Source organism: Paraburkholderia sp. RAU2J (assembly GCF_003634845.1).
GTDB lineage: Bacteria > Pseudomonadota > Gammaproteobacteria > Burkholderiales > Burkholderiaceae > Paraburkholderia > Paraburkholderia fynbosensis.
This window is the reverse complement of sequence record NZ_RBXG01000001.1, coordinates 780896-800721: the sequence shown is the minus strand read 5'-3', so window position 1 is coordinate 800721 and position 19826 is coordinate 780896. Positions and strand designations below refer to the sequence as shown.

Genomic DNA, 19826 nt, shown 5'->3' with positions numbered 1-19826 from the left:
CGCGGTCTGACCAGTATTGTAATACTCGGTCCGAACGCGTGCACGGTCGGGCGGCCGGCCTCTACGATCCGACCCGGAATGGCCGCATAAACAACGGGTAAACACTGTTTTATGAATCCTTGACGCCAGTATATCGACTTCCTACTATTAGCCATAACAGTACTGGTCCGACCAGTCTGAACAGGTAGGATTCGAAAACCAGGAGGAAGCCGTGTTGAAATTCTTCAATTCGCTGTTTGGCCGGGTCGTCTTAGCGCTCGTGGTGGGCATTGTGATCGGCGCGTTTTATCCGCATTTCGCCCAATCGCTGCGTCCGCTCGGCGACGGCTTTCTCAAGCTGATCAAGATGGTGATCGGTCCGATCGTGTTTTGCGTGGTGGTCAGCGGCATGGCGCATGCCGGCGATCTGCGCAAGGTGGGGCGTGTCGGGATGAAGGCGGTGGTCTACTTCGAAATCATGACGACGATCGCGCTCGTGATCGGCGCGGTGCTCGCCTACGTCACGCGGCCCGGCGTCGGCATGAACATCGATCTGCGTTCACTCGACCCGGCCTCGCTCGCCACCTACACCGAGCACGCGAAGAGCCTCAAAGATACCGCGGGCTTCCTGCTGAAGATCATTCCCGACACGGCAATCAACGCCTTCGCGACCGGCGACATCCTGCAGATTCTGGTGTTTTCGGTGCTGTTCGGCTCGGCGCTGTCGCTGCTCGGCAAGAAGGCGCAGCGCGTGAGCAGCCTGATCGACGAGCTGTCGCAGGTGTTTTTCCGCGTGATGGGCTTCATCATCAAACTCGCGCCGCTCGGCGTGCTCGGCGCGATTGCATTCACCACCGGCACCTACGGCGTCGAGTCGCTCAAGCAGCTCGGCATGCTGGTGCTGGTGTTCTACGCGAGCTGCTTCGTGTTCGTCGCGGTGGTGCTGGGCATCGTGATGCGGCTCGCCGGTTTCAGCCTCTTCAAGCTGATTCGCTATCTGCGCGAGGAACTGTCGATCGTGCTCGGCACGGCATCGTCGGACGCCGTGCTGCCGCAGATCATGCGCAAGCTCGAATGGATGGGCGTGAAGGATTCGACCGTCGGCCTCGTGATTCCGACCGGCTATTCGTTCAATCTCGACGGTTTTTCGATCTATCTGACGCTGGCGGTGATCTTCATCGCGCAGGCCACCAACACGCCGCTATCGATGCACGACCTGATCGTGGTGGTGCTGGTGTCGCTGGTGACGTCGAAGGGCGCGCACGGTATTCCCGGCTCGGCCATCGTGATTCTGGCTGCGACCTTGTCCGCGATTCCGGCGATTCCCGTGCTCGGGCTCGTGCTGATCCTGCCGATCGACTGGTTCGTCGGTATTGCCCGCGCGTTGACCAACCTGATCGGCAACTGCGTCGCGACGGTGGTGGTTGCCGTGTGGGAAAACGACATCGACCGGGCGCGCGCTCATCGCGTGCTGAACCGCGACGCGGCCTTGCGCTACGTGCCGGCGGGCGACGACGTGGGCGCCGAGCCGATCGGCGGCGAACACGCCCACGCGATCTGACGCGAGCGGGCCGACACACGCAACCGCTTCGTTATCCGAACCGAGAATTCGCGCGCCGGCTCGGCGCGCTTTCCACAGCGGCGGATGCCGTGACTCCGCCGCTTGTCCTTCATCTTCCGCAGCCTGACCGAGACTATGGCCAATCCGATCCTCGACCCCAACGCTCCTGCCTTCACGCGCCGCTACATGAATCTCGCCGACCCGCGCCTGGGCGCGAAGGCGCTCTTCGCCAGCGACGAATTCTTCGCGCCGAAAGAGCGCATGCTCGAACCGCAGCCGGCGGTCTTCATCCCCGGTAAATACGACGACCACGGCAAGTGGATGGACGGCTGGGAAACCCGCCGCAAACGCACCACCGGTCACGACCATTGCGTGATCCGGCTCGCGCGGCCGGGCGTCGTGCACGGCGTCGACCTGGATACGAGCCACTTCACCGGCAATTTCCCGCCGGCCGCGTCGATCGACGCCTGTTATGCGGACGGCGACGTGCCGCCCGACAACGCCGACTGGCAAACGCTCGTGCCGGCCACGACGCTGCAGGGCAACCAGCACCACTACGTCGAAGTGAACGACGCGCGTGCGTTCACCCATCTGCGTGTGAATCTGTATCCGGACGGCGGCCTCGCGCGGCTACGCGTGTACGGCCAGCCGAAGCGCGACTGGGAGCGGGTCGAGCGCGGCACGCTGCTGGATCTTGCCGCGATCGAAAACGGCGCGTACCTCGTCGCCGCGAATAATCAGCACTTCGGAGCAGCTTCGCAGATGCTGATGCCGGGCCGCGGCGTCGACATGGGCGACGGCTGGGAAACGCGACGCCGCCGCGAGCCGGGCAACGACTGGGCGATCGTTGCGCTGGCGCGGCCGGGCGTGATCCGCAAGATCGAAGTGGACACCGCGCACTTCAAGGGGAATTTCCCGGACCGCTGTTCGCTGCAGGCGGCGTCGGTGACGGGCGGTACGGACGATTCGCTCGTCACGCAGGCGATGTTCTGGCCGGTGCTGCTCGGCGAACAGAAGCTGCAAATGGACCACGTCCACACGTTCGCGGACGGCCTCGCGTCGCTGGGGCCGGTCACGCACGTGCGTTTCAATATCTTTCCTGACGGCGGCGTGTCGCGCCTGCGTCTGTGGGGTGAGATCGCTTAACGGAGCCGCGTGATGAAGACATTGCAGATGGAGCGTTTGACGCGGGCGGCCTTCGCCCCGTTCGGCGACGTCATCGAGCTGGACGGCGCGCGCCATTTCCCGATCAATGGCGGCACCACCGAGCGCTATCACGATCTCGCTGCCGTCGACGTGACCGCGCAGGGCGGCCGCCCGCTGATCAACCTGTTTCGTGCGCAGTCGCGCACGCTGCCGGTCGACATCACGATGATGGAGCGGCATCCGCTCGGCAGCCAGGCTTTCATTCCCTTGCGGCAGGGCCGCTACCTGGTGGTGGTCGCGCCGCCGGGCGAGTTCGATCCGGCGCGGATGCGGGCCTTCTGGACCGACGCCTGGCAGGGCGTGAATTACGCGAAGGGGGTCTGGCATCATCCGCTGCTGGCGCTCGATCACGTGAGCGATTTCGTGGTGGTCGATCGTGGCGGCGACGGCAACAATTGCGATGAACTGTCATTGCCCGAGCCGTGGCGGCTGGCGTTTGAAGTAAGCGCCGAACTTATCGCATAGCGGCACATACAGCGCCAGCGTGAACGTGAAAAGACCCGGCCGATTCGTATCGGCCGGGTCTTTTTCATGGCCACCTCACGCACCCCGGCGCGGGCGGCGCAACGGCGTCAATGCTTGCGATGCGGGCAATTCTCCTTCGTGCAGGCGCCATACAGCGCCAACGCGTGTTCCTGCAGCTTGAAGCCGCGTTCCTTCGCAATAGATTGTTGACGGCTCTCGATTTCGGGATCGAAAAACTCTTCCACAATCCCGCAGTCGAGACACACGAGATGGTCGTGATGCGACCCTTCGTTGAGTTCGAACACTGCCTTGCCCGATTCGAAATTGCTGCGCGAGAGCAGGCCTGCCTGCTCGAATTGCGTCAGCACGCGATACACGGTTGCGAGGCCGATATCGAGTTCCTCGTGCAGGAGGTTGCGGTACACGTCTTCGGCCGTCAGATGACGTACCGGGCTGTGCTGAAAAATCTCAAGGATTTTGAGGCGCGGAAGGGTCGCCTTGAGGCCGATATTCTTGAGATCGGTTGGATTGGTCATGACAAGGGATCCCTAGAGTACAATGCTGGGCTCTCATAGTAATGTGTTTTTGCCGTTCTGGTCATCTTCGATGGAATGAAACTCGCGCGGCTCGTCAGCGGGCCCGCACGGTGAGTGAAATGATTTCAAAATCTCAATTGATCTACCGGGGGAGCCGCATGCGGGGTACCTTGATCGCTGTTGCGACTGTCGCGGTTCTTGCCGGATGTTCCACGTACGACAGTCTCACGCAGCGAGTCGCCCAAAGCATCACGCCGTACCGGATCACGGTGGTGCAAGGCAATTTCGTCTCGAGTGAAATGGCGTCGCAAATGAAGGTCGGCATGACGCGCGCACAGGTGCGCCAGGTGCTCGGCACGCCGCTTTTGACCGACATGTTCCACGCGGACCGCTGGGACTACGTGTTCTATTTCAAGCGCGGCTCGACCGCTGTCGTGCAGCAACGCGACTTCGTCGTGTTCTTCTCGGGTGACGTCGTCGCCAGCTGGACGGGTGGCGAAGACTTGCCGTCCAACCTCGAATTGCTGGCCGAGATCGACGGCGACCGGCGCGGCAACAGAAGGGCGGTCGCGAGCGCGCCGGGCGCGGCCAGCGCCGCCGAGGCGAACGCCGCAAGCGCGCCGGCGGCCACGGCGCTCGCCCCGGCCACGGCGGACACCGCGCGTTCGCCGTCGGTCGAGGGCGCTGCCGCAGCCGCTGAGCCGTCCACGGACGCCAACGCGGAGGCCGCGCAAGCCGCCAATCGTGCGACCAATGCAGTGCAATCGCCGTCAAACGCGCGGTCGTCGGTGCGTTCCACGGCGCCGACCCCGAATGCGGGCGGCGTGCCGTCGCAAAGACCGACCTCTGGCGGGCAGCCGCAGTTCCAGTTCCACCGTCCGCCGCCGCCGGCTCCGACTACGCAGAGCAATCCGGTCGGACCGACGGGCCCGCAAAGCAGCAACAGCGGCCCAGCGTACAACGCGCCAGTGACTTCGCCTTCGTCGACGTCGGGAACGGGCGACTAATCTCGCTGTCCTTGTTTTAAGGCGGGCACGGCGCCATGCGCGCGGCGCCCGCCGGATTCTCCGCTTGTCCAATGAGTGCGGCGCCCGGGTGTGCTGTCCGCCGCCGCCGCTTTTGCCCGCATTTGCCGGGTTTTGTCTTTTCGAATCCTCGTAGCCATGAAAATTGCCATTGCTGGCGCATCGGGCCGTATGGGCCGCATGCTCATCGAAACCGTCCTCAATGATCCCGCTGCCACGTTGTCCGGCGCGCTCGTGCGCGCGGGCTCCGCGCAACTGGGGCAGGATGCGGGCACGTTTCTCGGCAAACAGACCGGCGTGCCGATGACCGACGACATCGAGCGCGTGTTCGCCGAATCCGATTACCTGATCGACTTCACGCGCCCGGCCGGCACGCTGGAGCATCTGGCGGCGGCGCAGCGCCACAACGTGAAAATGGTGATCGGCACGACCGGCTTCGACAACGAGCAGAAAGCGCAATTGCGCGCCGCAGCTGATAAGGTCGCCATCGTGTTCGCGTCGAATATGAGCGTGGGTGTGAACGTCACGCTCAAGCTGCTGGAATACGCGGCGAAGCATTTCGCGACGGGCTACGACATCGAGATCATCGAGGCGCATCATCGTCACAAGGTCGACGCGCCGTCAGGCACCGCGCTGACCATGGGCGAAGTGATCGCCAACGCGCTCGGCCGCAATCTCGACGAGTGCGCGGTGTACGGCCGCGAAGGCGTGACCGGCGAGCGTGATCCGTCCACGATCGGCTTCTCGGCGATTCGCGGCGGCGACATCGTCGGCGACCATACGGTGTTGTTCGCGGGCACCGGCGAGCGCATCGAAATTACGCACAAATCGTCGAGCCGGCTGTCGTATGCGCAAGGCTCGCTTCGGGCAGTGCATTTCCTCGAAGGCCATAAGACCGGCTTTTTCGACATGCAGGACGTGCTCGGCCTGCGTTGAGCGGGCCTTGCGCGGGTTTTGCACCCAGGCCCCAAGGGCATCGCGGCCCCGGCATACGCCCTGAATACACTTTCCCACGGTGAGGTCAGATGGCAGGCAGCAGCGGCATCATCCATTACCTGCAAACCAGCGACGCGATCACGCACGGGGTCGCGTATGTGCTGCTGGCCATGTCGATTGCGAGCTGGTGCTTCCTGATCGTCAAGAGCTGGATGCTGACTCGCGCCAAACGTCAGGCCACGCGGGCGATTGCGCAGTTCTGGCAGGCGCCGACGCTGTCCGAGGGCGTCGCGGTGTTGCGGCGCGCGGACCGTGAGCGCGTCTTCCTGCCGCTCGCCGAGGCGGCGCTGCATGCGGCCGAGGTGGATATTCCGGGCGCGCTGCTCGCGCGTGTCGAGCGTGGCGAGCGGGTGCTGCGGGCGTTGCGCCAGGCGCTCAACGCGTCGCAGCGGCGGCTCGAATTCGGCCAGGTGCTGCTGGCGTCGGTGGGCGCCACGGCGCCGTTCGTCGGCCTGCTCGGGACCGTCTGGGGCATCTATCACGCGCTCGGCAGCATCGCCGCGGCCGGTCAGGCGCAGATCGAGAACGTCGCCGGTCCGGTCGGCGAAGCACTGATCATGACGGCGTTCGGTCTGGTGGTCGCGATTCCGGCGGTGCTGGCGTACAACGTGCTCGGGCGCCTCGTGCGGCAGTTGTCCGAAGAACTCGACGGCTTCGCGCATGATCTGCACGCGTACGTGTGCGCGCCCGCGGAGCAGCCTCACGCGCCGGTGCGCGCGCAGCAGGCTTCGACCCACTAGGCGCGCGGTTCGCAAAGGCCCAGGCATAACGCCGAGGCAGAAGCCCAGCATCAGACTCAAGCGGAAAGCTCAGACGGAAGGAGGCGATCATGGCATTCGGCGGACTCGAGAAAAAGCAGACGGCTGCGCCGATGGCCGAGATCAACATGACCCCGTTGATCGACGTGATGCTGGTGCTGCTGGTGATTTTCATCATCACCGCGCCGTTGTTCACGCACGCGATCCGGCTCGATCTGCCGAAAGTCGCGGCCACGCCCGCGCGCGAAACGCCGCAAACCATTTCCCTGTCGATCGACGCCGCCGGCAAGCTGTACTGGAACGGCAAGCTCATCACGCTCGCGCAGATGCGCACCCAGTTCGCGCAAGCGGCGAGCGAAGCCAGGCAGCAGGCGCAGCAGCCGGAGATCCATCTGCGCGCGGAGCGCTCGACGCGCTACGAGGTCATTGCGCAGGTAATGGGCGCGGCGCAGCAGGCCGGCCTCGAGCGGATCGGTTTCGTGACGGACCCGCCGCCGCCAGCGGACGCGGCGCATTAAACCCTGCACCGCCCTTCACACCCACTGCTCGGCACCCGCGCGCCATCCCGCGCGGCGTAGCGGTCCGCGAACGGTATAATCAGCCCTTTCCCCGCCGACGGGGAAACGACGCCATTTCATTCAGCAGAGCACCAAAGCGGCCGGTGCGAAAGCACCGAACCCAGCGATCCCATCACACCATGCACGAAAAATACGTTCCCTCCGACGTCGAATCCGCCGCGCAAGGGCAATGGCGCGCCATCGACGCGTACAAGACGACGGAAACCACCGACAAGCCCAAGTTCTATTGCGTCTCGATGCTGCCGTACCCGTCGGGCAAGCTGCACATGGGCCACGTGCGCAACTACACGATCAACGACGTGATGTACCGCTATCTGCGGATGAACGGCTACAACGTGCTGATGCCGATGGGCTGGGACGCGTTCGGCATGCCGGCGGAAAACGCCGCGATGGCCAACAACGTGCCGCCCGCGAAGTGGACCTACGACAACATCGCTTACATGAAGAAGCAGATGCAGTCGATGGGCCTTGCGATCGACTGGACCCGCGAAGTCGCGACCTGCAGTCCCGACTACTACAAGTGGAACCAGTGGCTGTTCCTGAAGATGCTCGAAAAGGGCATCGCTTACAAGAAGACCGGCACCGTCAACTGGGACCCGGTCGACCAGACCGTGCTCGCCAACGAGCAGGTGATCGACGGCCGCGGCTGGCGCTCGGGCGCGCTCGTCGAGAAGCGCGAAATCCCGATGTACTACATGCGCATCACGCAGTACGCGGACGAACTGCTGAACGACCTCGACGGCCTCGGCTGGCCCGAGCGCGTCAAGATCATGCAGCAGAACTGGATCGGCAAGAGCTTCGGCGTGAACTTCGGCTTCCCGTATGAAATCGACGGCGAACGGAAGCTGCTGCGCGTGTTCACCACGCGCGCCGACACGATCATGGGCGTGACCTTCTGCGCGATCGCCGCCGAGCATCCGCTTGCCACGCGTCTCGCGCAAGGCAAGCCGGAGCTGCAGGCGTTCATCGAAGAATGCAAGCGCGGCGGCGTGGCCGAAGCCGACGTCGCGACAATGGAAAAGAAGGGCATGGGCACCGGCTTCTACGTCACGCATCCGCTGACGCAGGAACCGGTCGAAGTGTGGATCGGCAACTACGTGCTGATGAGCTACGGCGAAGGCGCGGTGATGGGCGTGCCCGCGCACGACGAGCGCGACTTCGCGTTCGTGAAGAAATACGGTCTGCCAATCAAGCAGGTGGTGGCAGTCGAAGGCAAGGAATTCTCGACGCAAGCCTGGCAGGAATGGTACGGCGAGAAGAACGGCACGCTGGTCAACAGCGGCAAGTACAATGGCCTCGCGTACGAAGCTGCGGTCGACCAGATCGCGGCAGATCTGAAGGAACTCGGCCTCGGCGACAAGCAGATCACGTGGCGTCTGCGTGACTGGGGCGTGTCGCGTCAGCGCTACTGGGGCACGCCGATTCCGATCATCCACTGCCCGGCGTGCGGCGACGTGCCCGTGCCGGAAAAAGATCTGCCGGTGGTGCTGCCCGAAGACCTCGTGCCGGACGGCACGGGCAACCCGCTCGCGAAGTCCGAAGCGTTCGTGAACTGCACCTGCCCGACCTGCGGCGGCGCGGCGAAGCGTGAAACCGACACGATGGACACCTTCGTCGATTCGTCCTGGTACTTCTACCGCTACGCGTCGCCGGATGCGAAGACCATGGTCGACGAGCGCACCGACTACTGGGCGCCAATGGACCAGTACATCGGCGGTATCGAGCACGCGATTCTGCACCTGCTGTACTCGCGTTTCTGGGCGAAGGTGATGCGCGACCTCGGCCTCGTCAAGTTCGGCGAGCCGGCGAAGAACCTGCTCACGCAGGGCATGGTGCTCAACGAAACGTATTACCGCGAAAACGAAGCGGGCAAGAAGACCTGGTACCACCCGGCCGACGTCACCGTGTCTTTCGACGACAAGGGCCGTCCGGTCGGCGCGATCCTGAACGCGGATGGCCAGCCGGTGGTGCTCGGCGGCGTCGAGAAGATGTCGAAGTCGAAGAACAACGGCGTCGATCCGCAATTGCTGATCGATCAGCACGGCGCGGACACCGCGCGTCTGTTCGTGATGTTCGCGGCTCCGCCCGAGCAACAACTCGAGTGGTCCGGTTCGGGCGTGGAAGGCGCGAGCCGCTTCCTGCGCCGCGTCTGGAATTTCGGTCACACGAACGAAGGCGCGTTGCGTGCGGGCGGCAAGCTCGACGCCGCGCAATTCGGCGAGGCCGACAAGCTGCTGCGCCGCGAGATCTACGGCGTGCTGAAGCAGGCCGACTTCGACTATCAGCGTCTGCAATACAACACGGTGGTATCGGCCGCGATGAAGATGCTCAACGCGCTCGACAGCGCGAAGAGCGCCCAGCCGGCCGTGCTGCGCGAAACCTACAGCGTGATGCTGCGTGTGCTGTACCCGGTGGTGCCGCACCTGACGTTCCAGCTGTGGCAGGAACTCGGTTACGCCGACGAATTCGGCTCGCTGCTCGACGCGGCATGGCCGAAGGTCGACGAGAAGGCGCTGGAGCAGGCCGAGATTGAACTCGTGCTGCAGGTGAACGGCAAGGTGCGCGGCGCGATCACCGTGGCGAAAGACGCGACTCGTGAAGCGATCGAACAGCTCGCGGCCGCGCATGAGATGGTCGCGAAGTTCAGCGAAGGCAAGGCCCCGAAGAAGATCGTCGTGGTGCCGGGCCGTCTCGTGAACGTGGTCGTTTGACGGGCCACGAAAACATGTCGGCGGACAGGACGCCGCCGCGCATGGCGGCGCTTGTCCGCGCTGCGAAATCTACTGCGAACCGGGAGCCAATGTGACTCGCAGATCGTTTTTAACGCTGGCTTGCAGCGTGATGATGTTATCGGCCTGCGGCTTCCAGTTGCGCGGCCAGCAGGACTACGCATTCAAGCGCCTCTATGTTTCCGGAGGTTCGCCGGCGGCGGCCGCGCGGCTGACGCGCATGGTGCAGGGCGGCAGCGACACGGTCGTGGTCAATTCGATCGCCAATGCCGACGCGATCCTGCACATCACTCAAGGCCGCAGCACGAGCACGCTGACGCTGAACTCGCTGGGCGTGGTCGCGGAGTATCAACTGAATCTGTCGATGGGCTACACGCTGACCGGCAAGGACGGCACCGTGCTGATTCCGCCGAGCGTGATCGCGCTGAATCGCGCAATGACCTATAGCGACCAGTTCTCGCAAGCGAAGGCGGCCGAGTCCGACATCCTGTTCGCCGATATGGAAAACGACGCGATCGACCAGTTGATCCGCCGTCTGGGGGTTGTGCGCTCGCTGAACCCCGCGCCGGGTGAGGGCGTGCCGGCCGTCGCGCCGCGTGCGCCGTTGCCGCCGCCGCCGCTGTGAGCGTGATGGCGTATCCGCTGCTGTGTATGATTCACCGCACCTGTTCAACCTCGCCGACCAGTAGCCATGCAACTGCGACTTGACGCGCTAGAAGCGCATCTTGCGAAGGGACTCGCCGGACTATACGTCGTGTACGGCGACGAGCATCTGCTCGCGCAGGAAGCGTGTGACCGGATTCGCGCGACGGCGCGCGCGGCCGGGTTCACCGACCGCTCGGTGTTCACGGTCGAGCGCGGTTTCGACTGGAGTTCGCTGCTCGGCGCGAGCCAGTCGATGTCGCTGTTCGGCGACCGCCAACTGGTCGAGTTGCGCATTCCTTCGGGCAAGCCCGGCAAGGAAGGCGCGGATGCGCTGAAGGCGCTCGCCGCCGCCGTCAACGACGACGTGCTGACGATGGTCACGCTGCCGCGGCTCGACGCGGCCACGCAAAAGTCCGCGTGGTTCACGGCGCTCGCCGATGCGGGCGTCGCGTTGAAGATCGACCCGGTCGAGCGCGCGCAGTTGCCGAACTGGGTCGGGCAGCGGCTCGCGGCCCAAGGTCAGCGCGTCGCGGCCGGCGAAGAAGGGCGGCGCGCGCTGGCGTTCATCGCCGAGCGGGTGGAAGGCAATCTGCTTGCCGCGCATCAGGAAATCCAGAAGCTCGGGCTGTTGTATCCGGCCGGCACGCTCAGCTTCGAACAGATTCATGACGCCGTGCTCAACGTCGCGCGTTACGACGTCTTCAAGCTGAACGAAGCGATGCTGGCGGGCGACGTCGGCCGCCTCGCGCGCATGCTCGATGGCCTGCGCGGCGAGGGCGAGGCGTCGGTGCTGGTGTTGTGGGCGGTCGTCGAAGAAGTGCGCACGCTGCTGCGGATCAAGCGCGGCGTCGCCGCCGGCAAGCCGCTCGCGATGCTGGTGCGCGAGAACCGCGTGTGGGGTCCGCGCGAGAGGTTGATCGGGCCGGCGCTGTCGCGCGTCACCGAAGGCGCGCTCGAGAAGGCGCTCGCTTTGGCGGCGCGGCTGGATCGGCAGGTGAAGGGTTTGTCCGGCAGCACGCCGGGCAATCATCGCAACGATCCGCCGCCCGATCCGTGGGACGGTCTCTTCGAACTCGCCATGACGGTGGCCGCGCCGAAAACCGTGCCGGTGCCGCCGCCGCGACCTCGGGCTGGCGCCGTGACGCCGGCGCGACGGCCGGCGTGAACCGAGGCGTGAAGGGCGCGTAGCGGCATTGGATCGCTTCGCGGAAGGTTGGGCAAATGCGGCGCCGTTAGCGTGTCGCGATGTGCTCCTCGAGCGCCGCGTTTGCCGCCCTGTTCGCCACCGTGTCGGCCAGCGCATTTGCCCGTTCAGACGCGCGCAGGTTCGACGCCGGCTACGCCGCCCACGCCGCTGTGCCGAGCAAAGCACCTGGACCGGACTTACAATCGTTTCTTCTTTCGCCAATCCTGCCAGTCCGCCGCACATCGACGTGCGCGGCACCACGAGAATGACCATGGATATCGACCAGTACATGACCGACCTCGGCCGACGCGCGCGCCAGGCTTCGCGCGCGATGGCACGAGCCGCGAGCGCGGCGAAGAACGCCGCGCTCGCGGCCGTCGCGCAGGCTATCGAGCGCGATGCCGCGCTGCTCAAGGAGGCCAATGCGCGTGACCTCGCGCGCGCCCGCGACAAAGGACACGACGCCGCGTTCATCGACCGTCTCACGCTGTCGGACAAAGCGTTGAACACGATGGTGGAAGGCTTGCGGCAGGTCGCGTCGCTGGCCGATCCGATCGGCGAGATCAGCAATCTGAAGTACCGGCCGAGCGGCATCCAGGTCGGCCAGATGCGTGTGCCGCTGGGAGTGATCGGCATCATCTACGAATCGCGTCCGAACGTGACGATCGACGCCGCGGCGCTGTGCCTCAAATCCGGCAACGCGACGATTCTGCGCGGCGGCTCGGAAGCGCTCGAATGCAACACCGCGCTGGCCAGGTTGATCGGCGAAGGGCTGCAAGCCGCCGGTTTGCCGCAGGACGCCGTGCAGGTGGTCGGCACGTCGGATCGCGCGGCGGTCGGCAAGCTGATCACGATGACCGAGTATGTGGACGTGATCGTGCCGCGCGGCGGCAAGAGCCTGATCGAGCGGTTGATCAACGAAGCGCGCGTGCCGATGATCAAGCACCTCGACGGCATTTGCCACGTGTATGTCGACGATCGCGCGGATCTCACCAAGGCGCTGAACGTCTGCGACAACGCGAAGACGCACCGCTATGGCACCTGCAACACGATGGAAACGCTGCTGGTCGCACGCGGCGTCGCGGCAGAGGTGCTGCCGCCGCTCGGCAAGCTGTATCGCGGCAAGGACGTCGAGCTGCGCGTGGACGCGGCGGCGCGCGCGGTGCTCGCGGACGCGGGTGTGGGTCCGCTCGTCGATGCCACCGAGGAAGACTGGCGCACCGAATACCTCGCGCCGGTGCTCGCGATCAAGGTGGTCGACGATCTCGACGCGGCGATCGATCACATCAACGCCTACAGCTCGCACCACACCGACGCGATCGTCACGGAAGACCACGATCGCGCGATGCGCTTCCTGCGCGAAGTGGATTCGGCGAGCGTGATGGTCAACGCGTCAACGCGTTTTGCCGACGGCTTCGAGTTCGGTCTGGGCGCGGAAATCGGCATTTCGAACGACAAGCTGCATGCGCGCGGCCCGGTCGGCCTGGAAGGCCTGACCTCGCTCAAATACGTCGTGCTGGGTCACGGCGAAGGCCGTCAGTAAGGCGGCATCATTTCTGGGCGCGGTCATAGGCAAGTGTGCCTGGCAGCGCCAGCCACAACGTTGCACGAGGACCGCTGATGCTTTGGGTAAAAACGTTTCACATCGTCCTGGTTGCCTCCTGGTTTGCCGGCCTGTTCTATTTGCCGCGCATCTTCGTCAATCTTGCGATGGAAACGGAACCCGCCGCTACCGCGCGCCTGCTGATCATGGCGCGCAAGCTGTTCCGCTTCATGACGCTCATCGCGGTACCGGCGCTGGTGTGCGGGCTGTGGCTGTGGCTCGTGGTCGGCATCGGCAGCGGGCAGGGCTGGATTCACGCGAAGGTCGGTGTGGTCGTGCTGCTGGTCATCTATCACGCGTATTGCGGCGTGCTGCTGCGGACTTTCGAGCGCGGCGAGAATCGTCGCTCGGACAAGTGGTATCGGATGTTCAATGAGTTGCCGGTGTTGGGGATGCTCGCGGCGGTCGCGTTGGTCGTGATCAAGCCGTTCTGATTCGGCGGTTGTCATACGCGGCACTGAACAACGAAGAAGGGCGGTTTGCCGGCTGATCGGCAAACCGCCCTTGTCGTTTATGGCGTGCTGCTTGCGAAGGAACCGCCGCGTTTTATCCGCGCGAATCCACTCTGCGCCGGTGAATCACCTCCTTGGTCTGCGCGAGCTTTTCCAGCAGTTCCGGTCCACGGCTGAGCGCCACGCCCACCGCCAGAATGTCGCCGATCGCCAGATGCGACACGCGCGAGGTCATCGGCGAAAAGATATCCGTGTCCTCGTCGACGTTCGCGAACAGGCCAACTGTCGCGAGGCGCGCCAGCGGCGAATTGCCGTGCGTAATCGCAATGACCTTCGCGCCCGCGTTGAGCGCGGCCTTCGCGGCGTCGATGATGTCGCGCGTGCGGCCGGTGTTCGAAATCGCGACCACGACGTCGCCTTCGGCCAATAGCGCCGCCGACATCAGAAACGTATGCGGGTCCGAATACGCGACGCTCGGCATGCCGAGCCGGAAGAACTTGTGCTGCACGTCGAGCGCGGCGATGCCCGAGCCGCCCGCGCCGTAAAACTCGATGCGCCGCGCTTGCGCCAGCATGTCGATCGCCGCCGCCACGCTGTCCGACGACAGATTGTTGCGCACCTGGATCAGCGCGCCGATGGTCCGGTCGAGCACCTTCGCGGCGACGCCCGGCGTCGGCTCGTCGGGGCGCACGTCGCGATAGACGGCGGGCACCTCGGCGGCAATGCCCTGGGCGAGCCTGATCTTGAACTCACGAAATCCCGAAAAGCCGAGCGCATGACAGAACCGCGCGATGGTCGGCTGGCTCACGCCCGCACGGGCGGCGACTTCGGTCATCGACAGGTCGAGCACCTCGCGCGGTGCTTCGATCACGTAATCGGCCAGCTTGCGCTCGGAGGGGCGCAACTGTTCGCGCATCTCTTCCACTTGGGACAGCATCATTGGAAAACTCGCACTATGCTGAGAATGCGTGGACTATATCTGATTGCATGAGAAGGTACAAAAACTACATATCCGGCTCTAGGTGTAATCCCTAGGTTTTTGTCGCTCAGCGCTTACCGGCTTCCAGTAAGGCGCAGCGCGACATGACCCAATGCCGCGGCGCAACAGGAAACGGCGTTGCGATCGTGTAGTTTTTCTACTAAGATGGCGTCGTCGGTTGATCCGACGCCCCCGCGATACCTACCTGGCAAAGTGCGCGCGCCTGCCGCCAGCGCCGAAGGAGCTCCGATGGTTTCCCCGCATTCGCAATTGTTGAAGGTCACGCGGCGCGTGATCGAGCGCAGCAAGCCCACCCGTGACGCGTATCTGGCCCGCATCCACCATGCGCAAGGCAAGTTCCCGGCGCGCGGCGCGCTCTCGTGCGCCAACCTGGCTCACGGTTTCGCCGGCCTCGAGGGCAACGACAAGCTCGTCATCAAGCAGATCCGCGAGCCGAACATCGGCATCGTGTCCTCGTACAACGAGATGCTGTCGGCCCACGCGCCGTACAAAAACTACCCGGACATCATCAAGCAGGCCGCGCGTGAAAACGGCGGTGTCGCGCAATTCGCGGGCGGCGTGCCGGCCATGTGCGACGGCATCACGCAGGGCAATGCGGGCATGGAACTGTCCCTGTTCTCGCGCGAAGTCATCGCGATGGGCACGGCGGTCGCGCTCACGCACAACATGTTCGACGCCGCGCTGTGCCTCGGCATCTGCGACAAGATCGTGCCGGGTCTGCTGATCGGCGCGCTGCAATTCGGCCATCTGCCGACCATCTTCGTGCCGGCCGGCCCGATGGCGAGCGGCCTGTCCAACGACGACAAAGCGAAGACGCGCCAGCAGTTCGCCACCGGCCAATGCGGCCGCGACGCGCTGCTCGAAGCGGAAGCGGCCGCCTACCACAGCCACGGCACCTGCACGTTCTACGGCACCGCGAACAGCAACCAGATGCTGATGGAAGTGATGGGCCTGCATCTGCCGGGTTCGGCCTTCGTGCATCCGCATACGCCGCTGCGCGACGCGCTGACCGCGCAGGCCGCGCGCCGCGTGCTCGATCTGACGGTGGAGCGCGGCAACTACATGCCGATCGGCCACGTGATCGACGAGAAGGCGGTGGTCAACGGCATCGTCGCGTTGCTGGCGACGGGCGGCTCGACCAACCACACGCTGCATCTGGTCGCGATTGCACGCGCAGCGGGCATCGTGATCGACTGGGACGACTTCGACACGCTGTCGCAAGTGGTGCCGCTGCTCGCGAAGATCTACCCGAACGGCAAGGCCGACGTGAATCACTTCCACGCGGCCGGCGGCGTCGCGTTCCTCGTGCGCAATCTGCTGGAAGGCGGTTTGCTGCACGACGACGTGAACACGGTCGCGGGCAAGGGGCTCGCGCATTACACCGAAGAGCCGAAGCTGCTCGACGGCAAACTGCAATGGGTGCCGGCCGTCGAGGCGAGCGCCGATACGGCGGTGCTGCGCGGCATCGACGAGCCGTTCCAGCCGGACGGCGGCTTGCGTCTGATGCAGGGCAAGCTCGGCCGCGGCGTGATCAAGATTTCGGCGGTGGCGGCGGCGCATCGCAAGGTGAAGGCGCCGGCGATCGTGTTCGATTCGCAGGAAGCGGTGCAGGAGGCGTTCGACAAAGGCGAGCTGAAGCGCGATTTCATCGCCGTGGTGCGCTTCCAGGGCGCGCGCGCAAACGGTATGCCCGAGCTGCATCGTTTGACGCCGCTGCTCGGTGTGTTGCAGGATCAGGGTTTTCATGTCGCATTGGTGACGGACGGCCGCATGTCCGGCGCGTCGGGCAAGGTGCCGGCGGTGATCCATCTGTCGCCGGAAGCATTGCTGCAAGGCCCGATCGGCAAGGTGCGCACGGGCGACATGCTGGTGATCGACGCCGAAGCGGGCGTGCTCGACATCGAGATCGACGCGGCCGAATGGGCGGCGCGCCCGAACGCCGAGCCGCTGCATCAGGCGGAAAACGAAGTCGGCTTCGGCCGCGAACTGTTTGGCGTCTTCCGCGCGGCGGCGGCGCCGGCGGAGCAAGGCGCGTCGGTGTTCGGCAAGATGGTGGGTGAAGACGCAATCTCGCACGCTACCCCGCACGCAGATCGGCATGCAACGCATCACGGTGCCGCGGCCAAAGCGCATACCGACAAACACACAAGCACCACGCAAGCCAGCTAAGTGCTGCAGAAACAAGGAGTCTGACTATGACGTCGAAAACAGTAAGCGATATCGTGCGCCTCGGCCCGGTGATTCCGGTGCTCGCGTTCGACTCGGTCGAACAGGGCGAACACGTGTCGCGCGCGCTGCATGCGGGCGGCGTGAAGGTGCTGGAAATCACGTTGCGCACGGCGGCCGGCCTCGAAGCGATCGAGCGCGCGAGCCAGTTGGCCGAGGACATCGTGGTCGGCGTCGGCACGATCACGAAGCCGGAGCACTGCGCGCAGGCGAAGAAAGCGGGCGCACAGTTCGGCGTGTCGCCGGGTTTGACGAAGGACATGCACAAGGCCGCGCAGGATGCGGGCTTGCCGCTGCTGCCGGGCGTGATGACGCCCACCGACATCATCACGGCGCTGGAGCTCGGCTACGAGATCGTGAAGTTTTTCCCGGCGCAGCAAGCCGGCGGCGTGCCGATGCTGCAGGCATTCCACGGCCCGTTCCCGACGCTGAAGTTCTGCCCGACCGGCGGCATTACGGCCGAAACGGCGCCGCATTTCCTGTCGTTGCCGAACGTGGTGTGCGTAGGCGGTTCTTGGCTCACGCCGAAGGCCGCGCTGGCCGCGCAGAACTGGGATGAAGTCACGCGTCTCGCGCGAGCCGCCAGCCAGTTGGCCGCGCCGGCCCACTAAAAGCCGCGCGCACAACAAGCCGCCCCGCAGCGGTGACATGCAAAAGAGCCTCGTCGATACAGCCGCCCGGCTGTCGCGCCGAGGCTTCTTTGCGATTTGCATAGCGGATTCACGCGCGCTATCAGGAAACAAACAGTAAAATTCAGCGTCCGCGCGGTCAGCCGGGTTCTCCGGCACCGCACAGGCCGCCGTGAGACGAAGTGCTGACCGTGTTCCGCACTCAGAATCAATAACGCAAAGGAGGAGCTTCATGGAAGCTGTTCACGGCAGCATGCTGCTGGTTTACGGGGTAGTCGCGATCGTCTTGCTGATCTTGCTGATCACGCGCTACAAGGTTTATCCGTTCCTTGTTCTCATCATGGTGTCGCTGCTGCTCGGCCTCGTCGCCGGCATGCCGATGGCCACCATCGTCAAATCGTTCGAAACGGGTAACGGCAACACACTTGGGCACATCGCGGTCGTGGTCGGTCTCGGCACGATGCTCGGCAAGATGATGGCCGAATCGGGCGGCGCCGAGCGCATCGCCACCACGTTGATCAACTTCTTTGGCGAGAAGAACATCCACTGGGCGATGATGGTCGTCGCGATCATCGTCGGCTTGCCGGTGTTCTTCGAGGTCGGTTTCGTGCTGCTGATTCCGATCGCGTTCAACGTCGCGAAGCGCACCAACAAATCGCTGCTGCTGGTCGGCTTGCCGATGGTCGCGGGTCTGTCCGTCGTGCACGGGCTCTTGCCGCCGCACCCGGCCGCGATGCTCGCGGTGCAGGCGTATCACGCGGATATCGGCAGGACCATCGCCTATGGGTTGATCGTCGGTGTGCCGACCGCGATCATCGCCGGTCCGCTGTTCGCGCTGCTGGTCAGCCGCTATATCAAGCTGCCGAAGGAAAATGCGCTCGCCGCGCAATTTCTCGGCCATGACAATGGCGGCAACGGCGCCAACGCAAAAGCCGGCGCGGCGCCGAAGCGCGAATTGCCGAGCTTCGGCATCACGCTGTTCACGATCTTGCTGCCGGTGCTTCTGATGCTGATCGGCAGCTGGGCCGATCTGATCTCCACGCCGAAGACCCTGCCGAACGATCTGCTGCGCTTCTTCGGCAACTCGGACGTCGCGCTGTTGACGGCCGTGCTCGTCAGCTTCTGGACCTTCGGCGCGAGCCGCGGCTTTACGCGCGAACAGATCCAGAAGTTCTGCGGCGAATGTCTCGCGCCGATCGCGGGCATCACGCTGATCGTCGGCGCGGGCGGCGGTTTCGGCCGCGTGCTGATGGATAGCGGCATTTCGAAGGAAATCGTCAATGTGGCAACTTCCGTGCATATGTCGCCGCTGCTGTTCGGCTGGCTGGTCGCGGCGCTGATCCGTCTCGCGACCGGTTCTGCCACGGTGGCGATGACCACCGCCTGCGGCATCGTCGCGCCGATCGCGGCGGCGGGCGCGGTGCAGGTCAAGCCGGAATTGCTGGTGCTCGCCACCGGTTCGGGCTCGCTGATCTTCTCGCACGTGAACGACGGCGGCTTCTGGCTGATCAAGGAGTACTTCGGTATGACGGTGGGGCAGACCTTCAAGACATGGTCGCTCCTCGAGACCATCATCTCGCTGATGGGTTTGGGCTTGACCTTCGCGCTCGCGGCGGTCCTGTAAGGAAGTAAGGAGTTTTTGATGATTTTGATCGCAATGGGCGTGTCGGGCGCCGGCAAGACGAGAATTGGCGAAATGCTGGCGGAGCGCCTGCACTGCGCGTTCACCGACGGCGACGCGTTCCACAGCGCCGCCAACAAGGAGAAGATGCACCAGGGCATTCCGCTCACCGACGAAGACCGTTGGCCGTGGCTGAAAACCATCCGCGCTGCGATCGAAGACAAGCAGAAGGCAGGCGAGACGGCGGTGTTCACGTGTTCGTCGCTCAAGCGCTCGTATCGCGACATCCTGCGCGAGGGCGACAAGGACGTGTGCTTCGTCTACCTGAAGGGATCGCGCAAGGTGCTCGAAGAGCGTCTGACTACGCGCACCGGGCACTTCTTCGATCCGTCGCTGCTGCAAAGCCAGCTCGACACGCTCGAAGAGCCGGGCGCGGACGAGGCGATCACGGTGAGCATCGAACTGTCGCCGGAAGAGATCGTCGACGACGTGTTGAAGCAGGTCGAGGCGCGGTGAGCTTGCGCTAGCTCATTCGCTCGTCGTTGTAGAGACGAAAAAAAGGCCGCTCCTCGGAGCGGCTTTTTTATGCCCGCCTCGCGCGTCACGAGGCGGGCTTGCATCGAGCGGCGAA

Annotated in this window: 18 protein-coding genes; 16 read left to right on the top strand and 2 right to left on the bottom strand. The window is 64.6% G+C overall.

The window, feature by feature from the left end:
- Positions 1–211 precede the first annotated feature (211 nt).
- The 3 genes from B0G69_RS03685 (at position 212) to B0G69_RS03675 (ending at position 3211) form a co-directional block, all read left to right on the top strand.
- Positions 212–1540: a C4-dicarboxylate transporter DctA gene (locus B0G69_RS03685; protein WP_121315702.1), complete on the top strand. Its 1329-nt coding sequence runs from the start codon at positions 212–214 to the stop codon at positions 1538–1540.
- Positions 1541–1675: 135 nt separating this feature from the next.
- Positions 1676–2686 carry an allantoicase gene (gene alc, locus B0G69_RS03680; protein WP_121315701.1) on the top strand — a complete coding sequence of 337 codons (1011 nt, stop codon included), beginning with the start codon at positions 1676–1678 and terminating at the stop codon, positions 2684–2686.
- A gap of 12 nt (positions 2687–2698) precedes the next feature.
- Entirely contained in the window at positions 2699–3211 is a 513-nt protein-coding gene (locus B0G69_RS03675; RefSeq protein ID WP_121315700.1) for an ureidoglycolate lyase, read from the top strand.
- Between the two features lie 107 nt (positions 3212–3318).
- On the opposite strand, the gene fur is transcribed toward B0G69_RS03675, so the two are convergent.
- Complete coding sequence (gene fur / locus B0G69_RS03670; RefSeq protein ID WP_121315699.1) at positions 3319–3747, bottom strand: ferric iron uptake transcriptional regulator; 429 nt, start codon at positions 3745–3747, stop codon at positions 3319–3321.
- A gap of 158 nt (positions 3748–3905) precedes the next feature.
- Between fur and bamE the strand changes: the two genes are divergently transcribed.
- From bamE to B0G69_RS03625, 9 genes are all read left to right on the top strand, one after another.
- Positions 3906–4754 (top strand): outer membrane protein assembly factor BamE, encoded by an 849-nt coding sequence (bamE, locus tag B0G69_RS03665; RefSeq protein ID WP_121315698.1) that lies wholly within the window; start codon positions 3906–3908, stop codon positions 4752–4754.
- A 156-nt stretch (positions 4755–4910) separates the two neighbouring features.
- The gene (gene dapB, locus B0G69_RS03660) at positions 4911–5708 is read left to right on the top strand and encodes a 4-hydroxy-tetrahydrodipicolinate reductase (RefSeq protein WP_121315697.1); all 798 of its coding nucleotides are present in this window, start codon (positions 4911–4913) and stop codon (positions 5706–5708) included.
- Between the two features lie 89 nt (positions 5709–5797).
- On the top strand, positions 5798–6508 hold the full coding sequence (locus B0G69_RS03655; RefSeq protein WP_121315696.1) for a MotA/TolQ/ExbB proton channel family protein: 711 nt from the start codon (positions 5798–5800) through the stop codon (positions 6506–6508).
- 89 nt (positions 6509–6597) lie between these two features.
- A complete protein-coding gene (locus tag B0G69_RS03650; RefSeq protein WP_121315695.1) occupies positions 6598–7044 on the top strand; it encodes a biopolymer transporter ExbD in 447 nt (148 codons plus the stop codon).
- Between the two features lie 179 nt (positions 7045–7223).
- Complete coding sequence (gene leuS / locus B0G69_RS03645; RefSeq protein ID WP_121315694.1) at positions 7224–9815, top strand: leucine--tRNA ligase; 2592 nt, start codon at positions 7224–7226, stop codon at positions 9813–9815.
- 91 nt (positions 9816–9906) lie between these two features.
- Entirely contained in the window at positions 9907–10458 is a 552-nt protein-coding gene (gene lptE, locus B0G69_RS03640) for an LPS assembly lipoprotein LptE (RefSeq protein WP_241991258.1), read from the top strand.
- Positions 10459–10524: 66 nt separating this feature from the next.
- On the top strand, positions 10525–11643 hold the full coding sequence (gene holA / locus B0G69_RS03635; RefSeq protein ID WP_121315692.1) for a DNA polymerase III subunit delta: 1119 nt from the start codon (positions 10525–10527) through the stop codon (positions 11641–11643).
- 292 nt (positions 11644–11935) lie between these two features.
- Positions 11936–13207: a glutamate-5-semialdehyde dehydrogenase gene (locus tag B0G69_RS03630; protein WP_121315691.1), complete on the top strand. Its 1272-nt coding sequence runs from the start codon at positions 11936–11938 to the stop codon at positions 13205–13207.
- 77 nt (positions 13208–13284) lie between these two features.
- Complete coding sequence (locus tag B0G69_RS03625; protein WP_121315690.1) at positions 13285–13701, top strand: CopD family protein; 417 nt, start codon at positions 13285–13287, stop codon at positions 13699–13701.
- 112 nt (positions 13702–13813) lie between these two features.
- On the opposite strand, the gene B0G69_RS03620 is transcribed toward B0G69_RS03625, so the two are convergent.
- Positions 13814–14659 carry a MurR/RpiR family transcriptional regulator gene (locus tag B0G69_RS03620; RefSeq protein ID WP_121315689.1) on the bottom strand — a complete coding sequence of 282 codons (846 nt, stop codon included), beginning with the start codon at positions 14657–14659 and terminating at the stop codon, positions 13814–13816.
- Between the two features lie 288 nt (positions 14660–14947).
- Here B0G69_RS03620 and edd point away from each other — a divergent pair, with 288 nt between their 5' ends.
- From edd to B0G69_RS03600, 4 genes are all read left to right on the top strand, one after another.
- Entirely contained in the window at positions 14948–16888 is a 1941-nt protein-coding gene (gene edd, locus B0G69_RS03615; protein ID WP_121315688.1) for a phosphogluconate dehydratase, read from the top strand.
- Between the two features lie 26 nt (positions 16889–16914).
- Complete coding sequence (gene eda / locus B0G69_RS03610; RefSeq protein ID WP_121315687.1) at positions 16915–17556, top strand: bifunctional 4-hydroxy-2-oxoglutarate aldolase/2-dehydro-3-deoxy-phosphogluconate aldolase; 642 nt, start codon at positions 16915–16917, stop codon at positions 17554–17556.
- A gap of 250 nt (positions 17557–17806) precedes the next feature.
- Positions 17807–19198 (top strand): GntP family permease, encoded by a 1392-nt coding sequence (locus B0G69_RS03605; protein ID WP_121315686.1) that lies wholly within the window; start codon positions 17807–17809, stop codon positions 19196–19198.
- 18 nt (positions 19199–19216) lie between these two features.
- The gene (locus B0G69_RS03600) at positions 19217–19711 is read left to right on the top strand and encodes a gluconokinase (protein WP_121315685.1); all 495 of its coding nucleotides are present in this window, start codon (positions 19217–19219) and stop codon (positions 19709–19711) included.
- Positions 19712–19826 lie beyond the last annotated feature (115 nt).